The 25197-nt window shown below is 61.3% G+C and carries 20 protein-coding genes; 11 read left to right on the forward strand and 9 right to left on the reverse strand.

The window, feature by feature from the left end; translation table 11 throughout:
• Positions 1-66: 66 nt before the first annotated feature.
• Positions 67-1692: a methyl-accepting chemotaxis protein gene (locus tag ACKUG4_RS27040; protein ID WP_445435200.1), complete on the reverse strand. Its 1626-nt coding sequence runs from the start codon at positions 1690-1692 to the stop codon at positions 67-69.
• Positions 1693-2107: 415 nt separating this feature from the next.
• Between ACKUG4_RS27040 and aceK the strand changes: the two genes are divergently transcribed.
• From aceK to ACKUG4_RS27065, 5 genes are all read left to right on the forward strand, one after another.
• Positions 2108-3829: a bifunctional isocitrate dehydrogenase kinase/phosphatase gene (aceK, locus tag ACKUG4_RS27045; protein WP_445435201.1), complete on the forward strand. Its 1722-nt coding sequence runs from the start codon at positions 2108-2110 to the stop codon at positions 3827-3829.
• A 283-nt stretch (positions 3830-4112) separates the two neighbouring features.
• Positions 4113-8024, forward strand: a complete 3912-nt coding sequence (gene hrpA, locus ACKUG4_RS27050; protein WP_445435202.1) for an ATP-dependent RNA helicase HrpA — start codon at positions 4113-4115, stop codon at positions 8022-8024.
• A 284-nt stretch (positions 8025-8308) separates the two neighbouring features.
• Positions 8309-9430, forward strand: a complete 1122-nt coding sequence (locus ACKUG4_RS27055; protein WP_085730044.1) for a beta-ketoacyl-ACP synthase III — start codon at positions 8309-8311, stop codon at positions 9428-9430.
• A gap of 135 nt (positions 9431-9565) precedes the next feature.
• Positions 9566-10177, forward strand: a complete 612-nt coding sequence (locus ACKUG4_RS27060) for an RNA polymerase sigma factor (RefSeq protein ID WP_085611586.1) — start codon at positions 9566-9568, stop codon at positions 10175-10177.
• Positions 10171-10407: an anti-sigma factor family protein gene (locus ACKUG4_RS27065; RefSeq protein ID WP_007956536.1), complete on the forward strand. Its 237-nt coding sequence runs from the start codon at positions 10171-10173 to the stop codon at positions 10405-10407. Before ACKUG4_RS27060 ends, ACKUG4_RS27065 begins: the two co-directional genes overlap by 7 nt.
• A 128-nt stretch (positions 10408-10535) precedes the next feature.
• Here ACKUG4_RS27065 and ACKUG4_RS27070 read toward each other — a convergent pair whose 3' ends face one another.
• Positions 10536-11858: a putative porin gene (locus ACKUG4_RS27070; protein ID WP_039772596.1), complete on the reverse strand. Its 1323-nt coding sequence runs from the start codon at positions 11856-11858 to the stop codon at positions 10536-10538.
• A 282-nt stretch (positions 11859-12140) separates the two neighbouring features.
• On the opposite strand from ACKUG4_RS27070, the gene ACKUG4_RS27075 reads away from it, so the two are divergent.
• Complete coding sequence (locus ACKUG4_RS27075) at positions 12141-13265, forward strand: GNAT family N-acetyltransferase (protein ID WP_445435203.1); 1125 nt, start codon at positions 12141-12143, stop codon at positions 13263-13265.
• A gap of 15 nt (positions 13266-13280) precedes the next feature.
• Here ACKUG4_RS27075 and aqpZ read toward each other — a convergent pair whose 3' ends face one another.
• From aqpZ to ACKUG4_RS27100, 5 genes are all read right to left on the reverse strand, one after another.
• Positions 13281-13976, reverse strand: a complete 696-nt coding sequence (gene aqpZ / locus ACKUG4_RS27080; RefSeq protein WP_445435204.1) for an aquaporin Z — start codon at positions 13974-13976, stop codon at positions 13281-13283.
• A 187-nt stretch (positions 13977-14163) separates the two neighbouring features.
• Positions 14164-15996 (reverse strand): ABC transporter ATP-binding protein, encoded by a 1833-nt coding sequence (locus tag ACKUG4_RS27085; protein WP_445435205.1) that lies wholly within the window; start codon positions 15994-15996, stop codon positions 14164-14166.
• A gap of 88 nt (positions 15997-16084) precedes the next feature.
• The gene (locus tag ACKUG4_RS27090) at positions 16085-16648 is read right to left on the reverse strand and encodes a peptidylprolyl isomerase (protein ID WP_445435206.1); all 564 of its coding nucleotides are present in this window, start codon (positions 16646-16648) and stop codon (positions 16085-16087) included.
• Between the two features lie 3 nt (positions 16649-16651).
• Positions 16652-17455 (reverse strand): alpha/beta fold hydrolase, encoded by an 804-nt coding sequence (locus ACKUG4_RS27095; RefSeq protein ID WP_445435207.1) that lies wholly within the window; start codon positions 17453-17455, stop codon positions 16652-16654.
• Between the two features lie 14 nt (positions 17456-17469).
• Positions 17470-18393 (reverse strand): PA3225 family LysR-type transcriptional regulator, encoded by a 924-nt coding sequence (locus ACKUG4_RS27100; protein ID WP_011332960.1) that lies wholly within the window; start codon positions 18391-18393, stop codon positions 17470-17472.
• 49 nt (positions 18394-18442) lie between these two features.
• Between ACKUG4_RS27100 and ACKUG4_RS27105 the strand changes: the two genes are divergently transcribed.
• The 3 genes from ACKUG4_RS27105 (at position 18443) to ACKUG4_RS27115 (ending at position 20610) form a co-directional block, all read left to right on the forward strand.
• Positions 18443-18757 (forward strand): hypothetical protein, encoded by a 315-nt coding sequence (locus ACKUG4_RS27105; RefSeq protein WP_011332961.1) that lies wholly within the window; start codon positions 18443-18445, stop codon positions 18755-18757.
• Between the two features lie 159 nt (positions 18758-18916).
• Positions 18917-19516, forward strand: a complete 600-nt coding sequence (locus ACKUG4_RS27110) for an FMN-dependent NADH-azoreductase (RefSeq protein WP_011332962.1) — start codon at positions 18917-18919, stop codon at positions 19514-19516.
• Between the two features lie 212 nt (positions 19517-19728).
• Positions 19729-20610: a carboxylate/amino acid/amine transporter gene (locus tag ACKUG4_RS27115; protein ID WP_085648571.1), complete on the forward strand. Its 882-nt coding sequence runs from the start codon at positions 19729-19731 to the stop codon at positions 20608-20610.
• On the opposite strand, the gene ACKUG4_RS27120 is transcribed toward ACKUG4_RS27115, so the two are convergent.
• Entirely contained in the window at positions 20555-21460 is a 906-nt protein-coding gene (locus ACKUG4_RS27120) for a LysR family transcriptional regulator (RefSeq protein WP_445435208.1), read from the reverse strand. The genes ACKUG4_RS27115 and ACKUG4_RS27120 overlap by 56 nt on opposite strands.
• A 169-nt stretch (positions 21461-21629) precedes the next feature.
• On the opposite strand from ACKUG4_RS27120, the gene ACKUG4_RS27125 reads away from it, so the two are divergent.
• Positions 21630-22271: a hydrolase gene (locus ACKUG4_RS27125; RefSeq protein ID WP_007956548.1), complete on the forward strand. Its 642-nt coding sequence runs from the start codon at positions 21630-21632 to the stop codon at positions 22269-22271.
• Positions 22272-22334: 63 nt separating this feature from the next.
• Here the strand turns inward: ACKUG4_RS27125 and ACKUG4_RS27130 are convergent, their stop codons facing one another.
• A complete protein-coding gene (locus ACKUG4_RS27130; RefSeq protein WP_440814489.1) occupies positions 22335-23633 on the reverse strand; it encodes a mechanosensitive ion channel family protein in 1299 nt (432 codons plus the stop codon).
• 191 nt (positions 23634-23824) lie between these two features.
• Here ACKUG4_RS27130 and ACKUG4_RS27135 point away from each other — a divergent pair, with 191 nt between their 5' ends.
• Entirely contained in the window at positions 23825-25165 is a 1341-nt protein-coding gene (locus tag ACKUG4_RS27135; RefSeq protein ID WP_011332966.1) for a DEAD/DEAH box helicase, read from the forward strand.
• Positions 25166-25197 lie beyond the last annotated feature (32 nt).

Consider the following 25197-nt stretch of genomic DNA (forward strand, 5'->3'; position numbering starts at 1 on the left):
TCGGGACGAGAGTGTTGCCGAGGGCCCCGGCGATGGCAACCGCTAATCGGGCATTTAATTGTCTGATCAGATCACGAAGCGCGTGACCAGTGCGTTCAGGTCGACGGCCAGCCGTGACAGTTCCTGACTGGCGGCAGAGGTCTGGGTGGCACCTGCTGCGGTTTGTGTCGACAGATCACGGATGGTCACCAGGTTCTGATCGACCTCCCGAGCCACCAGCGCCTGTTGCTCGGCGGCGCTGGCGATTACCAGGTTGCGCTGGTTGATCTGCGAAATCGACGCGGTGATTTTCTCCAGTGCATGGCCGGCACTGTTGGCGCGACGCAGGGTATGGCTGGCCTGCTCGGCGCTGTTTTGCAAGGCGCCGACGGTGGCACTGGTGCCTTGCTGAATGCTGCTGATCATCAGCTCGATTTCTTCGGTGGAGTTCTGCGTGCGCTGGGCCAGCGAGCGGACCTCGTCGGCAACCACTGCGAAGCCACGTCCGGCCTCGCCGGCGCGCGCGGCTTCAATCGCAGCGTTCAGGGCCAGCAGGTTGGTCTGCCCGGCGATGCCGCGAATCACTTCCAGCACTTTGCTGATGTCCTGGGCCTGAGTCGCAAGGCCCTCGGCCTGTTCGGACGCGCCGAGTACTGCACTGACCAGTTCCTGAATCGAACTGATGGTCTCGCTGACCTGCACATGCCCGTGCTTGCTGTCCTCGTTCGACGCTTCGGAGGCCTGGGCACTGGACACCGCATTGGCGGCCACTTCATCCACCGCCGTGCTCATCTCGGTGACCGCCGTGGCGGCCTGCTCGATCTGGTCATTTTGCTGCTGCAACCCGCGAGTACTTTGTTCCATCACCGAACTCATTTCCTCGGCAGCGGAGGCTAGTTGCTGGGCCGACTCGCTGATGCCGCGAATGGTCGAACGCAGATTGCCCTGCATCTGCGCCAGCGCCGTGAGCAACTGCGCCGCTTCATCACGACCCTCGCTGTCGATGCGACCGCTGAGGTCTCCCGAAGCAATCTGCCGCGCCGCGTTCAGCGCCTGATTGATCGGCGTGGTGATGCTGCGGGTCAGCAACCAGGCCAGCAACAACGTGGCAATCAGGGCGATAACGATGATCGCGGCGACGATCCACAGCGCCTGCTGGTACATCGCCGCCGCGGACTTGGCGGCGGCATCCGCGCCTTGCTGATTGAGGCTGATCATTTGCTCAAGGGTCTTGTCGAGCACCGTGCCCTGGGGCGCCAGTTCAGTGGTCAGGCGCGCGTAGGCTTGTTCGTTTTGTCCGGCATCGATCTGTTTGATGATCTGGTCGAGGATGCTCAGGTACTTGGCCGTGTCGGCGCTCAAACCTTCCAGCATCACTCGCTCCTGGTCATTGGCGATCAGGGCCTTGTGGTCGTCGAGGCGCTTGAGCAATTCCTGACGTTGCGCCGTGAGAATGCCTTTGCTGCGTTCGCGAACGGCAGCCTGAGTGCTGGTGATCAGGCGCAGGGATTCGAGACGAATACTGGCAATGTTCGCCGCTGCGTCATGGATGCTTTCGATGCTGGGCATCCACGATTCCTCGATCACCGCCGCGCTCTCGCGCAGGGTTTTCATCTGGCCCAGACCGAACAGGCCGACCACCACCAGCAGACTGGCCAGAACGGCAAAACACAAACTGGCGCGCAAACCTATGCGCAGATTCCGGATAGACATCAATGTGCTCCTTGGGGATTGGGGGAGAGGTCGTCCTCGTGGACCGAGGATCTTTTTGTAAGGCGGGTGATGGCGGGCTGTATATCAAAGTGACACTATCTTGGTAAGGCCATTTTTAACCGGGGTGGCACGCGATGGACGAGAAGGAACTAGCCGGGAAAAGCGCGGATTAGAGACGTCGCTACCGGGTTGGATCCGAAACCCAGAAGAAACGCGGGCTGGCGTTCAGCGATAGGGAGAAGCCGAAGGGACGTTTATTGACCGAACGGTCGATTAAAAAAACTTTGATAAAAACTGTGTCGTTGTACAACCCGCAAGAGGATTTGGCCGAAATTGCGCTTCTCCTGCGCCTGCTTCCGTGGCTAAGCTCAGGCCTTCGAGCACAGATTCTCCAATTCCCGCAGAGGTCTCATCTATGCCGCAGCAATGGCCAGCCACCGACATCGCCCGCCTGATCCTCGATGGCTTTGACGATTACCGCGAGCATTTCCGGCGGATCACCGACGGCGCCCGGGAGCGCTTCGAGCAAGCCCGCTGGCAGGACACGCAAACCGCGTCGGCGGCGCGGATCAACCTCTACGAAGAAAAGGTCGGTGAAACCGTCGCCCGCCTGCGCGAGTATTTCGAGCCGGACACCTTGATGGACGTCACCTGCTGGCCACTGGTGAAAAGCGCCTACATCAGCATCATCGACCTGCGCTTCGACGATGAGCTGTCCGAGACCTGGTACAACTCGATTTTCTGCAGCCTGTTCAGCCACGACCTGATCAGCGACGGCTGCATGTTCATCCACACCACGCGCCCGAGCCTGCGTCGGGCACGGGCCGCGCAGACCCGCACCTACAAGCCCCAAGGGCAGATCTCGGGCATGCTTGCGAGCATCTTTGCCGATTACCGCTTCAGCGAGGCCTACGCCGATTTGCCCGGCGACTTGCTGCGTCTGGAAGCGCAACTGCGCGAGAACCTGCCGGACTGGGTGTGCAAGGACCCGGAGCTGAGCGTCGAGCTGTTTTCCTCGGTGCTGTACCGCAACAAGGGCGCGTACCTGGTGGGGCGCATCTACACCAACGACGATCAGTGGCCGTTGGTGATTCCGTTGCTACACCGCGAAGGGCGCGGGATTCAGATCGACGCATTGATCACCGACGAAGCGGAGGTGTCGATCATCTTCTCCTTCACCCGTTCGTATTTCATGGTGGATGTGCCGGTGCCGGCGGAGTTCATCGGTTTCCTCAAACGCATCCTGCCGGGCAAGCACATCGCCGAGCTGTACACCTCGATCGGTTTCTACAAGCACGGTAAATCGGAGTTCTACCGCGCCCTGATCAATCACCTGGCCAACACCGATGACCAGTTCATCATGGCGCCGGGCGTGCGCGGCATGGTCATGAGCGTGTTCACGCTGCCGGGCTTCAACACCGTGTTTAAGATCATCAAGGATCGTTTCTCTCCATCGAAAAACGTCGACCGCGCCACGGTGATCGAGAAGTACCGACTGGTGAAAAGCGTCGACCGGGTCGGGCGCATGGCCGATACCCAGGAATTCGCCGACTTCCGTTTTCCCCTGAGCAAATTCGAGCCGGCGTGCCTGGCGGAACTGCTGGAAGTCGCGCCGTCCACGGTGTCGCTGGAAGGCGAAACCGTGCTGATCCGCCACTGCTGGACCGAGCGCCGAATGACGCCGCTTAATCTCTATCTGGATAACGCCAACGAAGCCCAGGTGCGCGAAGCGCTGGAGGATTACGGCCTGGCGATCAAGCAACTGGCGGCGGCCAACATCTTTCCCGGCGACATGCTGCTGAAGAACTTCGGCGTCACCCGCCACGGCCGGGTGGTGTTCTACGACTACGACGAGATCTGTTTCCTCACTGAAGCGAATTTCCGCCACATCCCGGCACCGCGCACGCCAGAGGACGAAATGGCCTCCGAGCCGTGGTATTCGATCGGGCCGCTGGACGTGTTCCCCGAGGAGTTTCCGCCGTTTCTGTTTGCCGATTCGGCGCAGCGCAAATTGTTCGATCAGCTGCATGGCGAGTTGTACAACGCGGATTACTGGAAGGGGTTGCAGGAGGCGATTCGGGCGGGGAAAGTTATCGATGTCTTTCCATATCGGCGCAAAGGCTTGGATAACGAGTAACGGCTTTCCCTCACCCCAGCCCTCCCGAAACGTCGGACCGCCCGGAGGGAGAGGGGGTCGACCGAGGTGTCTCGGGTCAAACATCGACCTGGAAGATCGTGGCGATTATGGATTCGGTGAGGCTCCTTCAGGTCGGCGTAGCTCTAGAGCAACCCCCGATCAGTCCCCTCTCCCCCTGGGAGAGGGCTAGGGTGAGGGCAGCAATCCCCCAGACACGCCACAAATCCCGCAAATCTGCGACAATCGCGTCCTTGCGCCACTAGACGACCGAATTGCGTACCCGATGACCGACGAATCGCCCTCCATCGACAAACTGCTGAAAAACCTCGATCACGCCATGCTCGCCGACCGCCACCGGCTGCGGCGGCAGTTGCTTGAGCTGCGCAAGAGGCCCGACGAGGCCAAGCTGGCCCAGTGGGTGGCGCGCATGCAGGCGTCCTGCGATCAGGTGCTGGCGCGCAAGGCCAGCCTGCCGGTGATCCGTTACGACGACAGCCTGCCGATTGCAGCCAAGCGTGACGAAATCAAGAAGGCCCTGGAAAAGCACCAGGTGCTGATCATCGCCGGTGAAACCGGCTCGGGCAAAACCACCCAATTGCCGAAAATCTGTCTGGAGATCGGTCGCGGCCAGCACGGTTTGATCGGCCACACCCAGCCTCGGCGGATCGCGGCGCGCAGCGTGGCCAGCCGGGTTGCCGAAGAACTCGGTACACCGCTGGGCGCGCTGGTCGGTTATCAGGTGCGCTTCGAAGACCAAAGCGATTCGAACACCCTGATCAAACTGATGACCGACGGCATCCTGCTGGCGGAAACCCAGAACGACCGCTACCTCGAACGCTACGACACGATCATCGTCGACGAAGCCCACGAACGCAGCCTCAACATCGACTTCCTGCTCGGTTACCTGAAAACCCTGCTGCCGCGTCGCCCGGATCTGAAAGTCATCATCACTTCGGCGACCATCGATCTGGAGCGCTTCTCCAAGCATTTCGACGATGCGCCGATTGTCGAAGTGTCCGGCCGCACCTTCCCGGTGGAAACCTGGTATCGCCCGCTGACGCTGGAGCAGGACGAAGAGGGCAACCGTGTCGAAGACGACCTGACTGTCGATCAGGCGATCCTCGCCACCCTCGACGAAATCGCCGCCTATGAACGCAGCGAACGCCGCAGTCCCGGTGATGTGCTGGTGTTCCTGCCCGGCGAGCGCGAGATTCGCGACGCCGCCGACATGCTGCGCAAGGCCCAGCTCAAACACACCGAAATCCTGCCGTTGTACGCGCGCCTGTCGCCGGCCGAGCAGCAGCGGATCTTTCAGTCCCATCCGGGGCGTCGCGTGGTGCTGGCGACCAACGTTGCGGAAACTTCGCTGACCGTGCCGGGCATCCGTTACGTGATCGACAGCGGCACCGCGCGCATCAGCCGCTACAGCTACCGTGCCAAGGTCCAGCGGCTGCCGATCGAAGCGATTTCCCAGGCCAGTGCCAACCAGCGTAAAGGTCGTTGCGGCCGGGTCGAGCCGGGTATCTGTGTGCGCTTGTACAGCGAAGAGGATTTCCTCGGTCGCCCGGAATTCACCGATCCGGAAATCCTGCGCACCAACCTCGCTGCGGTAATCCTGCAGATGCTCCATCTGCGCCTCGGCGAGATCACTGATTTCCCGTTTATCGAGCCGCCGGACGGCAAGGCGATTAGCGACGGTTTCAACCTGCTGCAGGAATTGTCGGCGGTGGATCGCAACAGTCAGCTGACCCCGCTCGGTCGCCAACTGGCGCGCCTGCCGGTGGACCCGCGCATGGGCCGCATGCTGCTTGAAGCCGCCAAACTCGGCAGCTTGCAGGAGGTGCTGATCGTCGCCAGTGCCATGTCGATTCAGGATCCGCGCGAGCGTCCGCCGGAGCGTCAGCAGGCCGCTGACCAGGCCCACGCTCAGTGGAAGGACGCCGATTCGGACTTCGCCGGGCTGGTCAATCTGTGGCGCGGTTTTGAAGAGCAGCGCCAGGCGTTGACCGCCAGTCCGCTGCGCAACTGGTGCCGCAAGAATTTCCTCAACTACCTGCGCCTGCGCGAGTGGCGCGATTCCCACCGTCAGTTGAGCCTGATCTGCCGCGACTTGCAGCTGAGCCTGAACAAAGAACCGGCGGATTATCCGAAGCTGCACAAAGCGGTGCTGGTCGGCCTGCTCAGCCAGATTGGTCAGAAAACCGAGGACGGCGATTACCTTGGCGCCCGTCAGCGGCGGTTCTGGATTCACCCGTCATCGGGTATCGGCAAGAAACGCCCGCAGTGGGTGATGACCGCCGAACTGGTGGAAACCACCAAGCTCTACGCGCGGATGGTGGCGAAGATCGACGCCGACTGGATCGAACCGCTGGCCGGGCATCTGATCAAGAAGAACCACTTTGAACCGCACTGGGAGAAGAAGCGCGGCCAGGTCGTCGCGTTCGAACAGATCACTCTGTTCGGCCTGATCGTGGTCGGTCGCCGGCCGGTGCATTACGGCCCGGTGGATCCGGTGGTTTCGCGAGAGCTGTTTATCCGCGAAGGCCTGGTGCGCGGCGAGATTCAGTCCCGGGCCAAGTGCCTGACCGCCAACAAACAACTGCTGGAGCAGCTCGACGAACTGGAAGCCAAAGCCCGTCGCCGGGACATTCTGGCCGACGAGGAAACCCTCTACGCGTTCTACGACGCGCGACTGCCGGCGGAGATCCACCAGACCGCGACGTTCGACAGCTGGTATCGGGTCAACAGCCAGAAAGATCCACAACTGCTGATCATGCGCGAGGAAGACGTGCTGGCCCGCGAAGCCAGCGAAGTCACCGCCCAGCATTACCCGGACACGCTGCACATCGGCGATCTGGAACTGGCGCTGAGTTACCACTTCGAACCGAATCATCCGCGTGACGGCGTGACCCTGCGTGTGCCGGCGCCGCTGTTGCCGATGCTGCCGCCGGAACGCCTGGAATGGCTGGTGCCGGGACTGATCGAGGCCAAGTGCATCGCCCTGGTGCGCAACCTGCCCAAGGCTTTGCGAAAAAACTTCGTGCCGGTGCCGGACTTCATCAAGGCCGCGCTGCAACGCATGACCTTCGCCGAAGGTTCGTTGCCGCAAGCGCTGGGTCGCGAACTGCTGCGCATGACCGGTGCGCGGGTCAGCGATGAAGCCTGGGCCGAAGCGGCGCAGCAGGTTGAAAGCCACCTGCGGATGAACCTGGAAATCGTCGACGGCCAGGGCAAGTTCCTCGGCGAGGGCCGGGATCTGGCCGAGCTGACCGCACGTTTCGCCGAAGCCAGCCAGGCCGCACTGGCGGTGCCGCAAAGTGCGAAAAGCCAGCAACCGGTGGAGGCCAAAGTCTTTGCGCCGGTGGCGGAAAAGACCCAACAGAAGATCGCCGGGCTTTCGATGACGGTGTATCCGGCGCTGGTGGAAGAGGGCGGTACGGTCAAGGAAGGGCGATTTTCTACCCCGGCGGAAGCCGAATTCCAGCACCGCCGCGCCTTGCAACGTCTGCTGCTGCAGCAACTGGCCGAACCGGCGAAGTTCCTGCGCGGCAAGTTGCCGGGCCTGACCGAACTGGGCCTGCTGTACCGCGAACTGGGGCGGGTTGATGCGCTGGTCGAAGACATTCTGCTGGCCAGCCTCGACAGCTGCATTCTTGACGGTGAAGACCCGTTGCCCCGTGACGGCGCAGGGCTGGCGGCACTGGCCGAGCGCAAGCGCGGCAGCTGGACCGAGCACGCCGAGCGCGTGGCACGCCTGACTCTGGAAATCCTCAAGCTCTGGCACGGTCTGCAAAAGCGCTTCAAGGGCAAGATCGACCTGGCTCAGGCCGTGGCGCTTAACGACATCAAGCAGCAGCTCAGTCATCTGGTGTATCCGGGCTTCGTCCGGGAAACGCCGATGCTCTGGCTCAAGGAGTTGCCGCGTTACCTGAAAGCGGTCGAGCAGCGTTTCGAGAAGCTGGGCGCGCAAGTGCAGAAGGATCGGGTTTGGAGCGGCGAACTCGCCGGGCTCTGGACGCAATACCAGACCCGCGCAGCCAAGCATGCCCAGGAAGGCAAGCGCGATCCGCAGCTCGAGCTGTATCGCTGGTGGCTGGAGGAGTACCGGGTTTCGCTGTTCGCCCAGCAGTTGGGGACGAAGGTGCCGATCTCCGACAAACGCCTCAACAAGCAGTGGACGCAGGTAGAACCCTAGCGAGTGCCTGATCGCTCCGTGGGAACGATCACAAATTCCCCTTGTGGGAGCAAGCTCGCTCCCACATTGGGAAGGTCGTGACGCTTGGGAAAGGCGCCAAAACCTCGGGTTTATGGCAAACTTCGCCACCATAAATGCCGTTTTCGCGTCCCAGAGCCTTTGCCGGGCCGCGCAACGGAATAAAGCGATGCCAGGTTTTTGCGTCCCTGATACGGGAATGGACCCTTTGCGTGTTGGCACGTCGGTGCCAGCACTTTCTGCCTGAACAGATTAGAGAAACGACCATGCATAACGTCGTCATCAGCGGCACCGGCCTGTACACCCCGGCCAACAGCATCTCCAACGAAGAGCTGGTGCAGTCTTTCAATACCTACGTCGCCCAGTTCAACGCGGACAACGCCGACGCCATCGCCAGCGGCGAAGTCCAGGCCCTGACCGAGTCCAGCGCCGCGTTCATCGAAAAAGCTTCCGGCATCAAGAGCCGCTTTGTCATGGACAAGGACGGCATCCTCGACCCTGCGCGCATGGCGCCACGGCTGCCGGAGCGTTCCAACGACGAATGGTCGGTACTCTGCCAGATGGCCATCGGCGCTGCCGAACAAGCCCTGCAACGTGCCGGCAAGACCGCCGCCGACATCGACGGCGTGATTGTCGCCTGCTCCAACCTGCAGCGCGCCTACCCGGCCATCGCCATCGAAGTCCAGGAAGCGCTGGGCATCCAGGGTTTCGGTTTCGACATGAACGTGGCCTGCTCTTCGGCGACCTTCGGCATCCAGCAAGCGGCCAACACCGTGCAACTGGGTCAGGCCCGGGCGATCCTGATGGTCAACCCGGAAGTCTGCACCGGTCACCTGAACTTCCGCGACCGCGACAGCCACTTCATTTTCGGTGACGCCGCTACTGCCGTCGTCATCGAGCGTGCCGATACGGCGACGTCGAAACACCAGTTTGACGTGGTCAGCACCAAACTGCTGACCAAGTTCTCCAACAACATCCGCAACAACTTCGGCTTCCTCAACCGCGCGGCGGAAGAGGGCATCGGCGCCCGCGACAAACTGTTCGTGCAGGAAGGCCGCAAGGTGTTCAAGGATGTCTGCCCGATGGTGGCCGAGCTGATCGGCGAGCATCTGGAAGAGAACAAGCTCAACGTCGGTGACGTGAAGCGCTTCTGGCTGCACCAGGCCAACCTGAGCATGAACCACCTGATCGTGCGCAAGCTGCTGGGCCGCGAGGCCACCGAAGAAGAAGCCCCGGTGATTCTCGACACCTACGCCAACACCAGCTCCGCCGGTTCCGTGATCGCGTTCCACAAATATCAGGACGATCTGGCGGCCGGTTCGCTGGCGGTGCTGAGTTCGTTCGGTGCCGGTTACTCGATTGGTAGCGTGATTCTGCGTAAACGCTAAGAGCGAGTTCATTTCCTCTTAATCGCGCTGACGTTTCCTACATCCGAATCGGCGCGAGCGCTGTAATTTTCGAAACTGGCGGCAGGAGAGATCCTGCCGCTATCATTTTCGGAGTCAGGAAAAGGGGATTGATGGATGGCGGTTGACGACACACAACTGCTCGAGCGGTTGTTGGCAGGCGAACAGAAAGCCTTCAAGGAACTGGTCAGCACCTATCAAAGCCCCATGCGCGCGGTCGCCTACGCGATTGTCGGCCAGCGCCACGTCGAAGAAGTGGTGCAGGACGCGTGGCTGTCGGTGGTGCGTAATATCGGCCGTTTCGAGGGGCGCTCCAGTCTCAAGACCTGGCTGCTGACCATCACCGCCAACTCGGCCAAGAGCCGCTACAAACTCAATCGTCGCGAAGTGTTGCTGGATGATCTGCCGTCCCCCCACGGCACCATCGACGACAATCGTTTCTCTCCCGGCGACGGTCACTGGCTGGTCGCACCGTTCGCCTGGCACCAGGACACGCCCGAAGCGTTGCTGACAGAAGGCGAGCTGCGTGAATGCCTGGAGCATACGTTGCTCAGTCTCTCCGAACTTCAGAGCAGTGTGCTCACGCTGCGCGAGCGTCAGGGCCTGGAGCTGGAGGACATCTGTAATCTTCTGGAGATCTCGCTCTCCAATGTCCGCGTGTTGCTGCATCGGGCACGCTTGAAGGTCTTCGCGACCGTGGAGCATTTTGAGGAGACGGGAGAATGTTGACCTGCAAGGAGCAAGTGGCGCGATCCAGCGATTATCTCGATGGCCAGTTGAGCTTTCGCGAGAAGTTGATGGTGCGTCATCACCTGATGTTCTGCCGCAATTGCCGGCGGTTCATTCGCCAGATGCGTTTGATGCAGGCGACGTTGCGAGCAATGCCGCAAAAGCCTGAAGAGGGCGTGGACGCGTTGGCCGAGCAGCTGGCACAGCTGCGGCGCAAGGATCGATCCTGAAAACACAGACTGGCGCGGCCGCAGCGAACGGATGATGGGGATCGCTGCGGCCGCGCCAGTCTGTTGAAGCCTCTTCAAACGATGGAACCGGATGTAAACCCATCGTTTGAAGTCTGTTGCCGGGTTGCTTAGAACTTCGCTTCCGCGTCCAGCTGCAGGGTGTTGGTGTCTGCATCACGCTGGGTACGGCTGGAGAAGTCGGCCTTGGTCAGGAAGTAAGTCGCACCAATGGCGAAGTTTTTGTCGATGTCGTAGCCGACCTTGAACTTGTGGCCACGTGAACCGGTGGTGCCGTTGGCGAAGTCCGAATCGGTGAAGGCGCCGACCACCGCGTTGCGCTGCACGTCACGATAGTTGTAGTCGAGGTTCAGGCCGAAGACCTTCGACTTGGCACCTACCAGCCACGCGGTGTCCTGATCGGTCACTGCATCGTTGTTCTTCACGTACTGACCGTAGAACGACAGCGGCATTGGCAGGCCGCCGATGTCGACCTGGCTGAAGCCTTCGTACAGACGGAATTCGTTGTCTGCCGAGTTGCCGTTGACGGCCAGGGCGCACGGCGTGGAAGTGCCGGTGCAACGGCTGTCTTCGTCGTTCTGGTAGGCGTAGACGCTGCCGCCCAGGGTCAGTTTCAGGTTGTCGGTGATGGCGAAGCGGCTGCCCAACTGGCCGGCGGTCAGGCGCAGGTCGTGACGGAACTGCACGCCGTCGCCATCGACGTTGTCCTTGAGGTTGTAGTTACCCAGGCTGCCGAACAGTTCGACGCTGCTGCCCAACGGATACTTGTAGGTAACGGCCAGACCTTCCGGGTTGATATCGCTGTCCCAGATCACGTCGCCCATGCTCACCCACGGTTGCAGCATCTTGCCGCCGATGATGTGCAGGTTCTTGATCTGGTCCGGGTGGTAGTCGATGTAGCCCAGGTCGAGCCAGATCTGCTTCTTGTCGAAGTAGTTGTCCTGGTCCTGGTTGGTCGAACGGGCGTCGTCGCCGCCGCCGGTGGCGATACGGATGCCGGTGTCGACTTGCGGGTTGATCTCGGTGTACGCACCCAGACGGGCACGGATGCGCTGGCGATCCTTGTCGCGGCCGCCGTTGTTCGGCTCGCCGTCGATCTTGATGGTTTCCTGACGGATACGCACGTCACCCTTGAACTGGGTCTTGGCGGCCCAGGCCAGTTTCTGGTCGAAACTGCTGAGCTCGTTGGTTTTCTTCGCGGTCGCCGCGATTTGCTCGTTGGTCTCTTGCTGCGCTTGTTGCGCGATCTGCTGGGCCTTCTGATCCTTGGCCAGTTCAGTTTGCAGTTCAACGTACTGCGCCTGGGAAATCGAACCGTTAGCCTTGAGCATGTCGAGCAGTTTGGCGTCGACTGCGGCACTGGCCGGAACACTCATGGCCAGCAACAAGCCACCGCACAGGGCCGCCGCAGTTTTCGTGGAAGCAAGACGCATAGCAATCTCCGAAGATGAAAAGGGGATGGCTGAACCATCCTGGGCACAACCGACGGTTTGACGGTCGGAAAACAGTGTCCGGGTAGAACCCGGCGCTCTAAAAACAGGCGCCAGTATCGCGATGGTTTATGACAGAGCAGTGGCACGATGATGGCAGGTTGATGACGATACAAAGCTGCCGTGAACTATTGATTTAGAGCGCTGTCGCGTAATCGGACGTGGGCAACGCCCCGCCGATCAGCGATACTCGCCGGGCGTTCACGCCCGAAAGTGGAGAGGAAAATGCCGCTGCAACGTCTGCATAAACTGTCGGAAATTCCAGCGTCCGACTGGGATGTTCTGGTCCCGCAAAACCAGCCGTTTCTGCGCCACGCCTTCCTGGCTTCGCTGGAGGACAGCGGCAGCGTCGGCCTGCACACCGGCTGGCAAGCGGAGCATTTGCTGCACGTCGAAGCGGGGCGCGTGATCGCCGCGTTGCCCGGTTATCGCAAGTGGCACTCCTACGGGGAATACGTGTTCGATCACGGCTGGGCCGATGCCTGCGCTCGGGCCGGCATCGATTACTACCCCAAGTTCCTCAGCGCCGTGCCGTTCAGCCCGGTCAGCGGCCCACGGTTGTTGGCAGCGAATGTCGAGGACGGATTCGAGCTGCTCAAGAGCCTGCCGGGCTATCTGGAAATCGAAGAGCTCTCCAGCGCCCACATCAACTTCACCGACGCCTTCACCGATGCCGCCATGGCCGAGCAGCCGGGCTGGCTGCAGCGCATCGGCTGTCAGTATCACTGGCAGAATCGCGGCTACCGCGACTTTCAGGATTTCCTCGACGTGCTCGCCTCGCGCAAGCGCAAGCAGATGCGTAAGGAGCGCGAGCAAGTGGCGGGACAGGGTTTCGAGTTCGAATGGCTGGAAGGCCGCGAGCTGGACGAGGCGCAGTGGGATTTCGTCTACGCCTGTTACGCCAACACCTACGCGGTGCGTCGGCAGGCACCGTACCTGACCCGGGAGTTCTTCAGCCTGCTGGCCGAGCGCATGCCGGAAGCGATTCGCGTGGTGCTGGCCCGACAGGGCTCACGGCCGGTGGCGATGGCGTTCAGCCTGGTGGGCGGCGACAGCTTTTACGGGCGTTATTGGGGATGCCTGGCCGAGTTCGACCGGCTGCACTTCGAGACCTGTTTCTATCAGGGCATGGACTATGCGATTGCCCAGGGCTTTCAGCGTTTCGATGCCGGTGCCCAGGGCGAGCACAAACTGATTCGCGGCTTCGAACCGGTAATCACCCATTCCTGGCATTACCTGCGCCATCCCGGTTTGAAAGCCGCGGTCAAAGACTTCCTGCACCAGGAACGCGCCGGTGTACTGGCCTATGCCGAAGAGGCGAGGAGCGCCTTGCCTTATCGGCAAGCCTGATCCTCGCCGACTCCCTCAGCTGTCTTCCTTGCCCAGCCAGCGATAGAGCACGCCGCCGACCACCGCACCCAGCAACGGCGCGACCCAGAACATCCACAACTGCGCGATGGCCCAGCCGCCGACCATCAGCGCCGGGCCGGTGCTGCGGGCCGGGTTGACCGAGGTGTTGGTCACCGGAATCGAGATCAGGTGGATCAGCGTCAGGGCCAGGCCAATGGCGATAGGTGCCAGTCCCGCCGGAGCGCGTTTGTCGGTGGCGCCGAGGATGATCACCACGAACATGGCGGTCATCACCAGCTCGGTGACGAAGCCGGCGGCCATCGAATATTTGCCCGGCGAGTGCTCGCCATAACCGTTGGAGGCCAGGCCGGCGGCGACGTCGAAGCCTTCCTTGCCGCTGCCGATGTAGACGATCAGCGCCGCCGCGAGGATCGCCCCGATCACTTGGGCAATGATGTAGGCGGGCAGCTCTTTGGCCGGGAATCGACCGCCGACGGACAGACCGACCGACACCGCCGGGTTGAGGTGACAGCCGCTGATGTGGCCGATGGCAAACGCCATCGTCAGCACCGTCAGACCAAACGCCAGGGCGACTCCCAGCACGCCGATTCCCAAGGGTGAAGACGCGGCAATGACCGCACTGCCGCAACCGCCCAACACTAACCAGAACGTACCCAACAACTCAGTGACTGAACGTTTGAACAGAGACATGAGAGTGTCCTTGATAGACGTACTATCGAGACTGGATCGAATGGTGCTTCCTTGCAGATTTACGACAGGTTCCGTTCCGGAGCCTTGGGTCAGTACAGCAGGGTTCATGCGAATTTCCAGCAGGCGATAAAAAACCGCCAGAGCCCGTGGGTAGAGGGCTTTGGCGGTTTTTGTGTTTCGCGCAGGATCAATCGATGCCGACAAACCCTCCGGTCTGGTGCGCCCACAGCCGCGCATACAACCCGCCATGGGCCAGCAGTTCGGCATGGTTGCCGCTTTCGGCGATCTTGCCGTTTTCCAGCACCACCAGCCGGTCCATGCGGGCAATGGTCGAGAGGCGGTGGGCGATGGCGATCACGGTCTTGCCCTGCATCAGGGTTTCCAGGCTTTCCTGAATCGCCGCTTCCACTTCCGAGTCCAGCGCCGAGGTCGCTTCGTCCATGATCAGGATCGGCGCGTCCTTGAGCAGCACCCGCGCGATGGCGATCCGCTGACGCTGACCGCCGGACAGTTTCACCCCGCGTTCGCCGACATGGGCGTCGAATCCGGTGCGTCCTTCGGCGTCCGACAGCAGCGGGATGAACTCATCGGCGCGGGCCTTGCGCACCGCTTCCCAGAGTTCGGCGTCGGTGGCGTCGGGCTTGCCGTACAGCAAGTTGTCGCGAATCGAGCGGTGCAGCAGCGAGGTGTCCTGGGTGATCATGCCGATCCGCGCGCGCAGGCTTTCCTGGCCGACTTCGGCGATGTCCTGGCCATCGATCAGAATCCGCCCACCCTCGACGTCGTACAGGCGCAACAGCAGGTTGACCAGGGTCGACTTGCCGGCGCCGGACGGGCCGATCAGACCGATCTTCTCGCCGGGTTTGATGGTCAGGTTGAGGTCGCCGATGATGCCTTTCTTCTTGCCGTAGTGAAAATCCACGTGCTCGAAACGCACGTCGCCACGGGCCACGGCCAGCGGTTTGGCCTGCTCCCGGTCGGTGACGCTGACCGGTTGCGAGATGGTCTGCAGACCATCCTGGACCATGCCGATGTTTTCGAAGATGCCGGTGACCACCCACATGATCCAGCCGGACATGTTGACGATGCGGATCACCAGGCCGGTTGCCAGGGCGATCGCGCCGACGCTGATCAGCGATTGCGTCCACAGCCACAGCGCCAGCGCGGTGGTGCCGACGATCAGCAGGCCGTTCATGGTGGTAATGACCACGTCCATGCTGGTGACCACGCGACCGGCCAACTGGGCTTTTTCGGTCTGTTCCTGAATCGCCTCGCGGGCGTAGTGCTGTTCGAAGTTGGTGTGGGCGAACAGCTTCAGGGTGGCGATGTTTGTGTAGCCGTCGACGATCCGGCCCATCAGTTTCGAGCGCGCGTCGGAGGCTTCCACCGAGCGGTCCTTGACCCGTGGCACGAAGTAATAGAGCGCGCCGATGTAGGCGGCGATCCACGTCAGCAGCGGGATCATCAGGCGCCAGTCGGCCTCGGCGAACAGCACCAGCGAACTGATCGCGTAGATCAGCACGTGCCACAGCGCATCCACCGCTTGCACGGCGGAATCGCGCAGCGAGTTGCCGGTCTGCATGATGCGCTGGGCAATGCGCCCGGCGAAGTCGTTCTGGAAGAAATTCAGGCTCTGCTTGAGCACGTAACTGTGGTTCTGCCAGCGGATCAGGCTGGTCATGCTCGGGCTCAGGGTCTGGTGCACCAGCATGTCGTGCAGCGCCAGGAACAGCGGGCGCAGCAGTAACGCTACCACCGCCATCCACGCCAGTTCGACGCCGTGCACCTTGAAGAAGTCGACGTTCGGCGTGCCCTGGGCGAGGTCGATGATGCGGCTCAGGTAGCTGAACAGGGCCACTTCGATCAACGCGCCGAACAGGCCGACGATCAGCAGGGCGACGAAACTCGGCCAGACCTGCTTCAGGTAATAGGTATAGAAGGGCAGAACGCGGTCCGGCGGAGACGCCGTCGGGGCGTCGCGGAATATGTCGATCAGTTGTTCGAAACGGCGATAGAGCATCAGATAACCGCCCGGAGCACGGGCTCTCCTTTTATCAGTGTGAGCGGCGTGACATCAGGTCAGCGCCGCTCGATATGCCCTGTAAAGCTTAGTCGATGCGCTTGGCCGACTTGATGATCACAGGGTCGACCGGCACGTTTTGCATGCCCTGTTTGGTGGTGGTCTGGGAGTTGACGATGATGTCGACCACGCCCATGCCCTTGACCACTTTGGCGAACACCGCGTAACCGGCGTCACGGCCCGGATCGAGGAAGGCGTTGTCGGCGACGTTGATGAAGAACTGGCTGGTGGCCGAATCCGGGTTGGAAGTACGCGCCATCGACAAAGTGCCACGAACGTTATGCAGGCCGTTGCTGGCTTCGTTCTTGATCGGGGCCTTGGTGTCTTTTTGCTGCATCTGCTGGGTGAAGCCGCCGCCCTGGGCCATGAAGCCCGGGATCACGCGGTGAAAAATCGTGTTGGTGTAGAAACCGCTGTCGACGTACTCGAGGAAATTCTTGGTACTGATCGGCGCCTTGACCGTGTCCAGTTCGATTTCGATCTGGCCGTTGGTGGTGTCCAGCAGCACGTGCGGTGCTTTTGCCGGCGTGGCAGCCATCAGGTTGGCAGCGAACAGCACGGTGCCGGCGGCGAGGGCGAGTTTTTTCAGCATGGGTCAGTGATCCTGAGGGTGATTATCGGCTGTGGCGAGGAACTCCAGCAGCGTTTGATTGAAGCGTTCGGGCTGGTCGAGCGGGGTGGCGTGGCGCGAATCGGCGATCACCACCAGCCGCGCATCGGGCAGCAGTCTGACATAGGTTTCTTTCAGCGAAACGGGGGTGTAGTCCCGGTCGGCGCTGACGACGAGGGTTGGACAGGTGACCCGGGAAAGTCGTTCCTGAACCCCCCAGCCAACAATCGCATCGAAGCTGGCGAGATAAGCACGTTTGTCGTTTTTTGCCCAGCGCTCTGCCATCTTCTGACGCAAATCGGCTTGCTCCGGTTTGGGGAACAGCTTGGCGCCAAGGGCCTTGCCGATGGTGGCGAGGCTGAGCAGGCGCATCAGGCTCCAGCGCTTGAACCACTGCCAGTAATCGTCGCGGCTGCGCACCTTGACCTCGGGCGCGCTGTTGACGATGGTCAGGCTCTTGAGCATCCGCGGCTGATCGACGGCGAGCTGAAAGCCGATCATGCCGCCCATGGACAGCCCGGCGTAGTGCACCGGGCCGAGTTTCAAATGCTCGATCTGGGCGACGATGTCAGCGCTGAAGCCGGCGATGCTGTAGCGCTCGCGGGGTTTGTCGGAGCGGCCGTGACCGCGCACGTCCGGGACGATCACCCGGTAATGCGCGGCCAGGGCAGGAATCTGCATTTCCCAGTCCAGGGTGCTGGAGCCCAGACCGTGAACCAGCAGCAACGGATCGCCGTGGCCATATTCCTCGTAGTGCAGGTTGCAACCTTCATGCTCGAAATACGCCATCGGTGAACTCCGTGTCAGGCTTGTTCGGGGGCGGCGAACGGTGCGTCCAGCGGCAGGGTGTCGAAGGTGCGCAGCAGTTCGATGAGGATTTGCGTGGCTGGGCCCAAGGGTTTGTCCTTGTTCGAATACAGATAGAAGCTGGAGTTGCGGTTGCCGCCTCTGTCCAACGGTAGCAGCTTGAGCGAGCCGTCTTTCAGTTCCCGCTCGATCATGTGGCGTGGCAGCCAGGCGAATCCCAGGCCACTGCTGACGAACGTCGCAGCCGTGGCGAGACTGCCGACGGTCCAGCGCTGCTCGGCGCCGAGCCAGCCGACGTCCCGAGGTTGCTGGCGGCCGGAGTCGCGGATGACCACTTGCATCTGGGTTTCCAGGTCCTGAAAGCTCAGCTCGCGGTTGAGCCGATGCAGCGCGTGATCAGGATGGGCGACGGCGACAAATTCGACATCGCTCAATTCTGCGCCAAGGTAACCGGGAATGCTCAGCCCGGTGATGGCCAGATCGGCCACGCCTTCGAGCAGCACTTCCTCAACGCCCGACAGCACTTCCTCACGCAGACGCACGCGGCAGCCACGGCTCTGCGGCATGAACGCGGTCAATGCGCGCACGATACGGGCGCTCGGGTAGGCGGCGTCGACCACCAGCCGTACTTCGGCTTCCCAGCCCTGCTCCATGTGATGGGCAAGGTCTTCCAGCTGGCTGGCCTGTTTCACCAATTGCCGCGAGCGGCGCAGCAGCACGCCGCCGGCTTCAGTCAGCACGGCCTTGCGGCCGTCGATGCGCAACAGCGGCACGCCGAGCTGATCCTGCATGCGGGCGACGGTGTAACTCACCGACGATTGCGAACGGTGCAGGGCCTCGGCGGCCTGGGCGAATCCGCCGTGGTCGACCACGGCTTGCAACGTTCGCCATTGATCAAGGGTCACGCGGGGCGCTTTCATCAATAGCTCCTCTTGTCCTAAGCTGGCGGTCCCTCATGGAGACTGCCGAATGAAAAAATTCTGTTGTGTGTTGCTGGCGCTGCTTCCGCTGACTGCGTTCGCGTACCCGATCGATGTGGAAAAGGACCTCAACGGCCTGAAGATCGACTACAACGCGTTCGACACCGATAACGACATCGGCTCCATCCAGGTCAACAACTACGGCGACGTCGACGCGACCTGCAAGGTGGTATTCACCAACGGCCCGGAGGCGCCGCGCACGCGCAATATCGAGGTGGCGGCGGGCAAGCATAAAAACGCCACGGCCAAGTTCACCCGGACCATCATCAAGCTGCGCATCAAGCTGAGCTGCACCCCGAAATAGCGTCACGGGCCTGTGGGAGCGGGCTTCCACAGGCTAAGGCTTGCATCTAAACGAATTTTTCGATGCTTTGCAGCAATTATTTGCGCTTTTTCATCGATACGACACTGTTTAACCTTCACTCCATCGACTTACAACATTCTCGGATGGAGGCTACACAACATGTCCCGCGTTCTGATCATCGAAAGCAGCGCCCGCCAGCAAGACTCGGTTTCCCGTCAACTGACCCAGACCTTCATCAGTCAGTGGAAAGCGGCGCATCCGGCCGATCAGATCACCGTACGTGACCTCGCCGTGAACCCGGTACCGCACCTGGACATCAACCTGCTGGGCGGCTGGATGAAATCCGCCGAGCAGCGCAACGACAGCGAGCAGGCCTCGCTGGACCGTTCCAACGAATTGACCGATGAATTGCTGGCCGCCGACGTGCTGGTGATGGCGGCGCCGATGTACAACTTCGCCATTCCGAGCACCCTGAAGGCCTGGCTCGACCACGTACTGCGTGCCGGCGTGACCTTCAAATACACCGAAACCGGCCCGCAAGGCCTGCTCAGCGGCAAGCGTGCCTATGTGCTGACCGCTCGCGGCGGGATCTACGCCGGCGGCCCGGCGGATCATCAGGAACCGTACCTGCGTCAGGTGATGGGCTTCATCGGCATTAACGACGTGACCTTCATCCACGCCGAAGGCATGAATCTGGGCGGCGACTTCCAGGAGAAAGGCCTCAACCAGGCCAACGCCAAACTGTCCCAGGTCGCTTGATATGTTAATCGCCAGATAATCGCCGATTGTTCTAGTGACCTGGCGCAACCCCTTCAAGGCTCTACGCGCATCGAACCTCCCTTTGCACTTGTTGCTCCTGAGTGCTGTAGCCCGATTGAACGCTTTAGCGAGATCGGGCTTTTTTTTGCCCGGGATTTAGCGATGGCTGGCAAAAACCGCTATCGTCGCCGCCATTCGAAATCGAGGCGAGCATGGGCTATCTACTTTTTGTCACGCTGATCCAGGCGTTTTCCTTCAGTCTGATCGGCGAATACCTGGCCGGTCATGTCGACAGCTACTTCGCGGTGCTGGTGCGTGTGGTGCTGGCCGGGCTGGTGTTCATTCCGCTGACGCGCTGGCGCTCGGTGGAGCCGGCGTTCATGCGCGGCATGCTGCTGATCGGCGCGTTGCAGTTCGGCGTGACCTACGTCTGCCTGTATCTGAGCTTCCGAGTGCTGACGGTGCCGGAAGTGTTGCTGTTCACCATCCTCACGCCATTGCATGTGACGCTGATCGAAGACGCGCTCAACCGACGCTTCAACCCGTGGGCGCTGATCGCCGCACTGGTGGCCGTGTGCGGTGCAGCAGTGATTCGCTACGACCGGATCAACCCGGACTTCTTCATGGGCTTTCTGCTGCTGCAACTGGCCAACTTCACCTACGCCGCCGGGCAGGTGCTGTACAAGCATCTGGTGGCAAAACACCCGAGCGATCTGCCGCACTACCGGCGCTTCGGTTTCTTCTACCTCGGCGCGCTGGCAGTGGCGTTGCCGGCGTTCCTGTTGTTCGGCAAATCCAACTTCCTGCCCGAAGCGCCGCTGCAATGGGGCGTGCTGGTGTTCCTTGGTCTGGTCTCGACCGCACTCGGTTTGTATTGGTGGAACAAGGGCGCGTGCCTGGTCAACGGCGGCACCCTGGCGGTGATGAACAACCTGCACGTGCCGGTGGGGCTGCTGCTGAATCTGCTGATCTGGAATCAGCATGAAGAGCTCGGGCGGTTGTTCCTCGGTGGCAGCGTGATTCTGGCCGCGGTGTGGATCAGCCGGTTGGGGATTCGCAAGCCGGCGCCAGTTGCCCCACCAGAAACTCGATAAACGCCCGGGTCTTCTGCGGCACCCGCCGCGCTGACGAATACACCGCGTTGATGGTGATCGCCGGCGCCTGCCATTCACAGAGCACCGGCACCAGCCGCCCGGCCGCCAACGCCTCTTCGACGATGAAGTCCGGCAGCAGCGCAATGCCCATGCCGGCCTCGGCCGCTTGCGCCAGCAGGTCGCCGTTGTTGGCGTGCAGCGGCCCGGTCACGTTGACGCGCTGGGTCTCCTTGCCGTTGCACAGTTGCAGGCTGACCCCGCTCTGCAGATAGCCGTAGTTCAAGCATTGATGTGAGCGCAGATCCTGCGGGGATTGCGGCGTGCCCGCGCGTTCGAGGTAAGCGGGGGAGGCGACCATGATTCGTGGGGCGGGCGCCAGTTGCCGGGCGATCATGGTCGAGTCGGGCAGGCTGGCGATGCGGATGGTCACGTCGAAGCCGCCGCGCACCGGATCGACCTGCTGGTCGCTGAGCACCAGTTGCAGTTCGATGTTCGGGTGTTGCTCATGGAACAGCGGAATCAGCTTGCCCAGCCGTCGCAGGCCGAACGACATCGGCGCGTTGACCCGCAATACCCCGCGCAATTCACCCACCCCGTCCCGCGCCCGCTGTTCGGCCTCGTCCAGTGCCGCAATCACTTCCCGCGCCGCTTCGAAATACTCGGCCCCGGCCTCGGTCAGGTGCAGGCTGCGGGTGGTGCGTTGCAGCAGTTGCACGCCGATGGCCTCTTCCAGTGCCTGAATCTGTTTGCTGACTTTCGAGCGGGGCACGTCCATGGCCCGGGCGGCGGCTGCAAAGCCGTTCTCGCCGATCGTCACCACGAAGGCGCGCATGCATTCGATGCGATCCATGATTGTCCCTATTTTAGAATCAATGATTCTCGATTTTATGGAATTGTCCCTTTATCGGCTAGCCCCTAAAGTGACAACCAAGCCGAGACAACAACGCCGCAGACGGCAAAACGCCTCGACTCACCAATACCCAATCGAAACTTTGAATCGACATCAAAAGGAACGCGCCATGTCTATCCGTGAACTGCTGAACCCAACCAACTCCGCCCTGATCCTGATCGACCACCAGCCGCAAATGGCTTTCGGCGTACAGTCGATTGACCGTCAGACCCTGAAGAACAACACCGTTGGCCTGGCCAAGGCTGCCAAGATCTTCAACGTGCCGACCATCTACACCTCGGTCGAAACCGAAAGCTTCAGCGGCTACATCTGGCCGGAATTGCTAGCAGTACACCCTGAGCAGAAACCGATCGAGCGCACCTCGATGAACTCCTGGGAAGACAAGGCGCTGGTTGACGCCGTGAAGGCCACCGGGCGCAAAAAGCTGATTATCGCCGCGCTGTGGACCGAGGTTTGCCTGACCTTCCCGGCTCTGGAAGCCCTGGCTGAAGGCTACGAGGTGTACATCGTCACCGACGCGTCCGGCGGCACCACCAAAGAAGCCCACGACATGTCGGTACAGCGGATGATTCAGGCCGGCGCAGTACCGGTGACCTGGCAGCAAGTGCTGCTCGAGTACCAGCGTGACTGGGCGCACAAAGACACTTATCAGGCAGTGATGGACCTGGTGCTGGAACACAGCGGCGCGTACGGCATGGGCGTCGACTACGCCTACACCATGGTGCACAAGGCGCCGCAGCGGCAGGCCTGATAAATCGGCGGGACAAAAAAGACGCAACCGGGATTGCGTCTTTTTTTGCGTTTGAAGAAAGCGCTACATCAGATGTTTTTCGGCTTCCGGAATATGGCTCGCGCCAAGGACTGCCGGCAATATCCCGGAACGCAAATCCCCACCACTCGGCTGCTGATACAGACTCAACCCAAACTCCGGCAGCACCGCCAGCAGGTAATCGAAAATATCCCCCTGGATCCGCTCGTAATCGGCCCACACCGTGGTGGTGGTAAAGCAATAGATTTCCAGCGGAATGCCCTGGGCGGTGGTCTGCATCTGGCGGACCATGCAGGTCATGTTCGGCTGGATCTCCGGGTGACTCTTCAAGTAAGCCAAGGCATAGGCGCGGAAGGTGCCGATGTTGGTCATGCGCCGGCGGTTGGCCGACATCGCCGCGACGTTGCCCTGCGCCTCGTTCCAGGCCTTGAGCTCGGCTTTCTTGCGGCCCATGTAGGCGGTCAGCAGGTGCACCTGGGACAGTTTTTCTTCTTCGTCGTCGCGGATGAAGCGCACACCGCTGGCGTCGATGAACAGGCTGCGCTTGATCCGCCGCCCGCCGGACTGCTGCATGCCGCGCCAGTTTCTGAACGATTCGGACATCAGGCGCCAGGTCGGGATCGAGACGATGGTCTTGTCGAAATTCTGCACCTTGACCGTGTGCAGGGTGATGTCGACCACATCGCCATCGGCGCCGACCTGCGGCATTTCGATCCAGTCGCCGACCCGCAGCATGTCGTTGCTGGTCAGTTGCACGCTGGCGACGAACGACAGCAGGGTGTCCTTGTAGACCAACAGGATCACCGCCGACATCGCACCCAGACCCGACAGCAGCAACAGCGGCGAACGGTCGATCAGGGTGGCGACGATGATGATCGCGCCGAACACGTACAGGACCATTTTCGCCAGTTGCACATAACCCTTGATCGAGCGGGTGCGGGCGTGTTCGGTGCGGGCGTAGATGTCCAGCAGTGCGTTGAGCAGGGCGCTGACCGACAGCAGCAGGAACAGAATGGTGAACGCCAGGGCCACGTTGCCGAGGAACACCGTGGCGGTCTTGCTCAGTTCCGGCACCAGGTGCAGGCCGAACTGGATCACCAGCGATGGCGTCATCTGCGCCAGACGCTGAAACACCTTGTTATGGCGAAAGTCGTTGATCCAGTGTAACGCGGGCTGGCGACCGAGCATGCGGCTGGCATGCAGGATCAGGTAGCGCGCCACTCGTCCGAGGACCAGCGCGATCACCAACAACAGGAGCAGCGCCAGGCCGGCGTGCAGGAGCGGGTGCTGATCGAGGGCACCCCAGAGGTCTTGGGCGTTGAGCCAGAGCTGTTTGAAATCCATGAGCGAAACGATTCTTCTGTAAGACGCGACGGGCGATTAGAGCATTTAAGACGCTGTGTATTACCGTTGGAGACAAATCGAGCAACAAAAAAGCCACTGATTACCGTGGATTTCACAAAGAAACTCGGCCTGAGCGCTCGAAACCGGTAACCTATGCAGCTGATTTTTTGCATATCTTCGAGGTAGCACCCGTGTTTTCCCAATTCGCCCTGCACGAACGCCTGCTCAAAGCCGTGGCCGAGCTGAAATTTGTCGAGCCAACGCCTGTGCAAGCCGCGGCCATTCCGCTGGCGCTTCAGGGGCGTGACCTGCGGGTGACGGCGCAAACCGGTAGTGGCAAGACCGCCGCTTTTGTCCTGCCGATCCTCAACCGCCTGATCGGCCCGGCCAAGGTTCGCGTCAGCATCAAGACCCTGATCCTGCTGCCGACCCGCGAGCTGGCCCAGCAGACCCTGAAGGAAGTCGAGCGCTTTTCGCAGTTCACTTTCATCAAGTCCGGCCTGATTACCGGCGGTGAAGACTTCAAGGTCCAGGCCGCCATGCTGCGCAAGGTGCCGGACATCCTGATCGGCACCCCGGGCCGGATGATCGAGCAATTGAACGCCGGCAACCTCGACCTGAAAGAAGTCGAAGTGCTGGTGCTCGACGAAGCCGACCGCATGCTCGACATGGGTTTCGCCGAAGACGTGCAGCGTCTGGTCGACGAATGTCCGAACCGTCAGCAGACCATGCTGTTCTCCGCCACCACCGGCGGTTCCGGCCTGCGCGAGATGATCGCCAAGGTGCTGAACAACCCTGAGCACTTGCAGCTCAACGCGGTCAGCCAGTTGAACGACACCACCCGTCAGCAGATCATCACCGCCGACCACAATCAGCACAAAGAGCAGATCGTCAACTGGCTGCTGGCCAACGAGACTTATCAGAAGGCCATCGTCTTCACCAACACCCGGGCCATGGCCGACCGTATCTACGGTCGCCTCGTCGCCCAGGAATACAAGGCGTTCGTGCTGCACGGCGAGAAAGACCAGAAAGATCGCAAGCTGGCGATCGACCGTCTGAAGCAGGGCGGCGTGAAGATCCTGGTGGCCACCGACGTGGCGGCCCGTGGTCTGGACGTCGACGGCCTGGATCTGGTGATCAACTTCGACATGCCACGCAGCGGCGACGAATATGTGCACCGCATCGGTCGTACCGGCCGAGCCGGCAACGACGGTCTGGCGATCTCGCTGATCTGCCACGGCGACTGGAACCTGATGTCGAGCATCGAGCGTTATCTGAAGCAGAGCTTCGAGCGCCGCACCATCAAGGAAGTCAAAGGCACCTACGGCGGACCGAAAAAGGTCAAGGCCTCGGGCAAAGCCGTGGGTGTGAAGAAGAAAAAGACCGACGCCAAGGGCGACAAGAAGAAAACTGCCGCCAAAACCCCGACCAAGCGCAAGAGCGCCAACCGTCCGAAACCGGACGCTCTGGTGAGCAGCGACGGCATGGCCCCACTGAAACGCCGCAAACCGGCAGCGCCAGCGGCTGAGTAAGCCGTTTCAGGCAGACAAAGAAAAACCCGGAC

This window comes from Candidatus Pseudomonas auctus, from assembly GCF_048654275.1.
GTDB classification, from domain to species: Bacteria; Pseudomonadota; Gammaproteobacteria; order Pseudomonadales; family Pseudomonadaceae; genus Aquipseudomonas; species Aquipseudomonas pharyngis.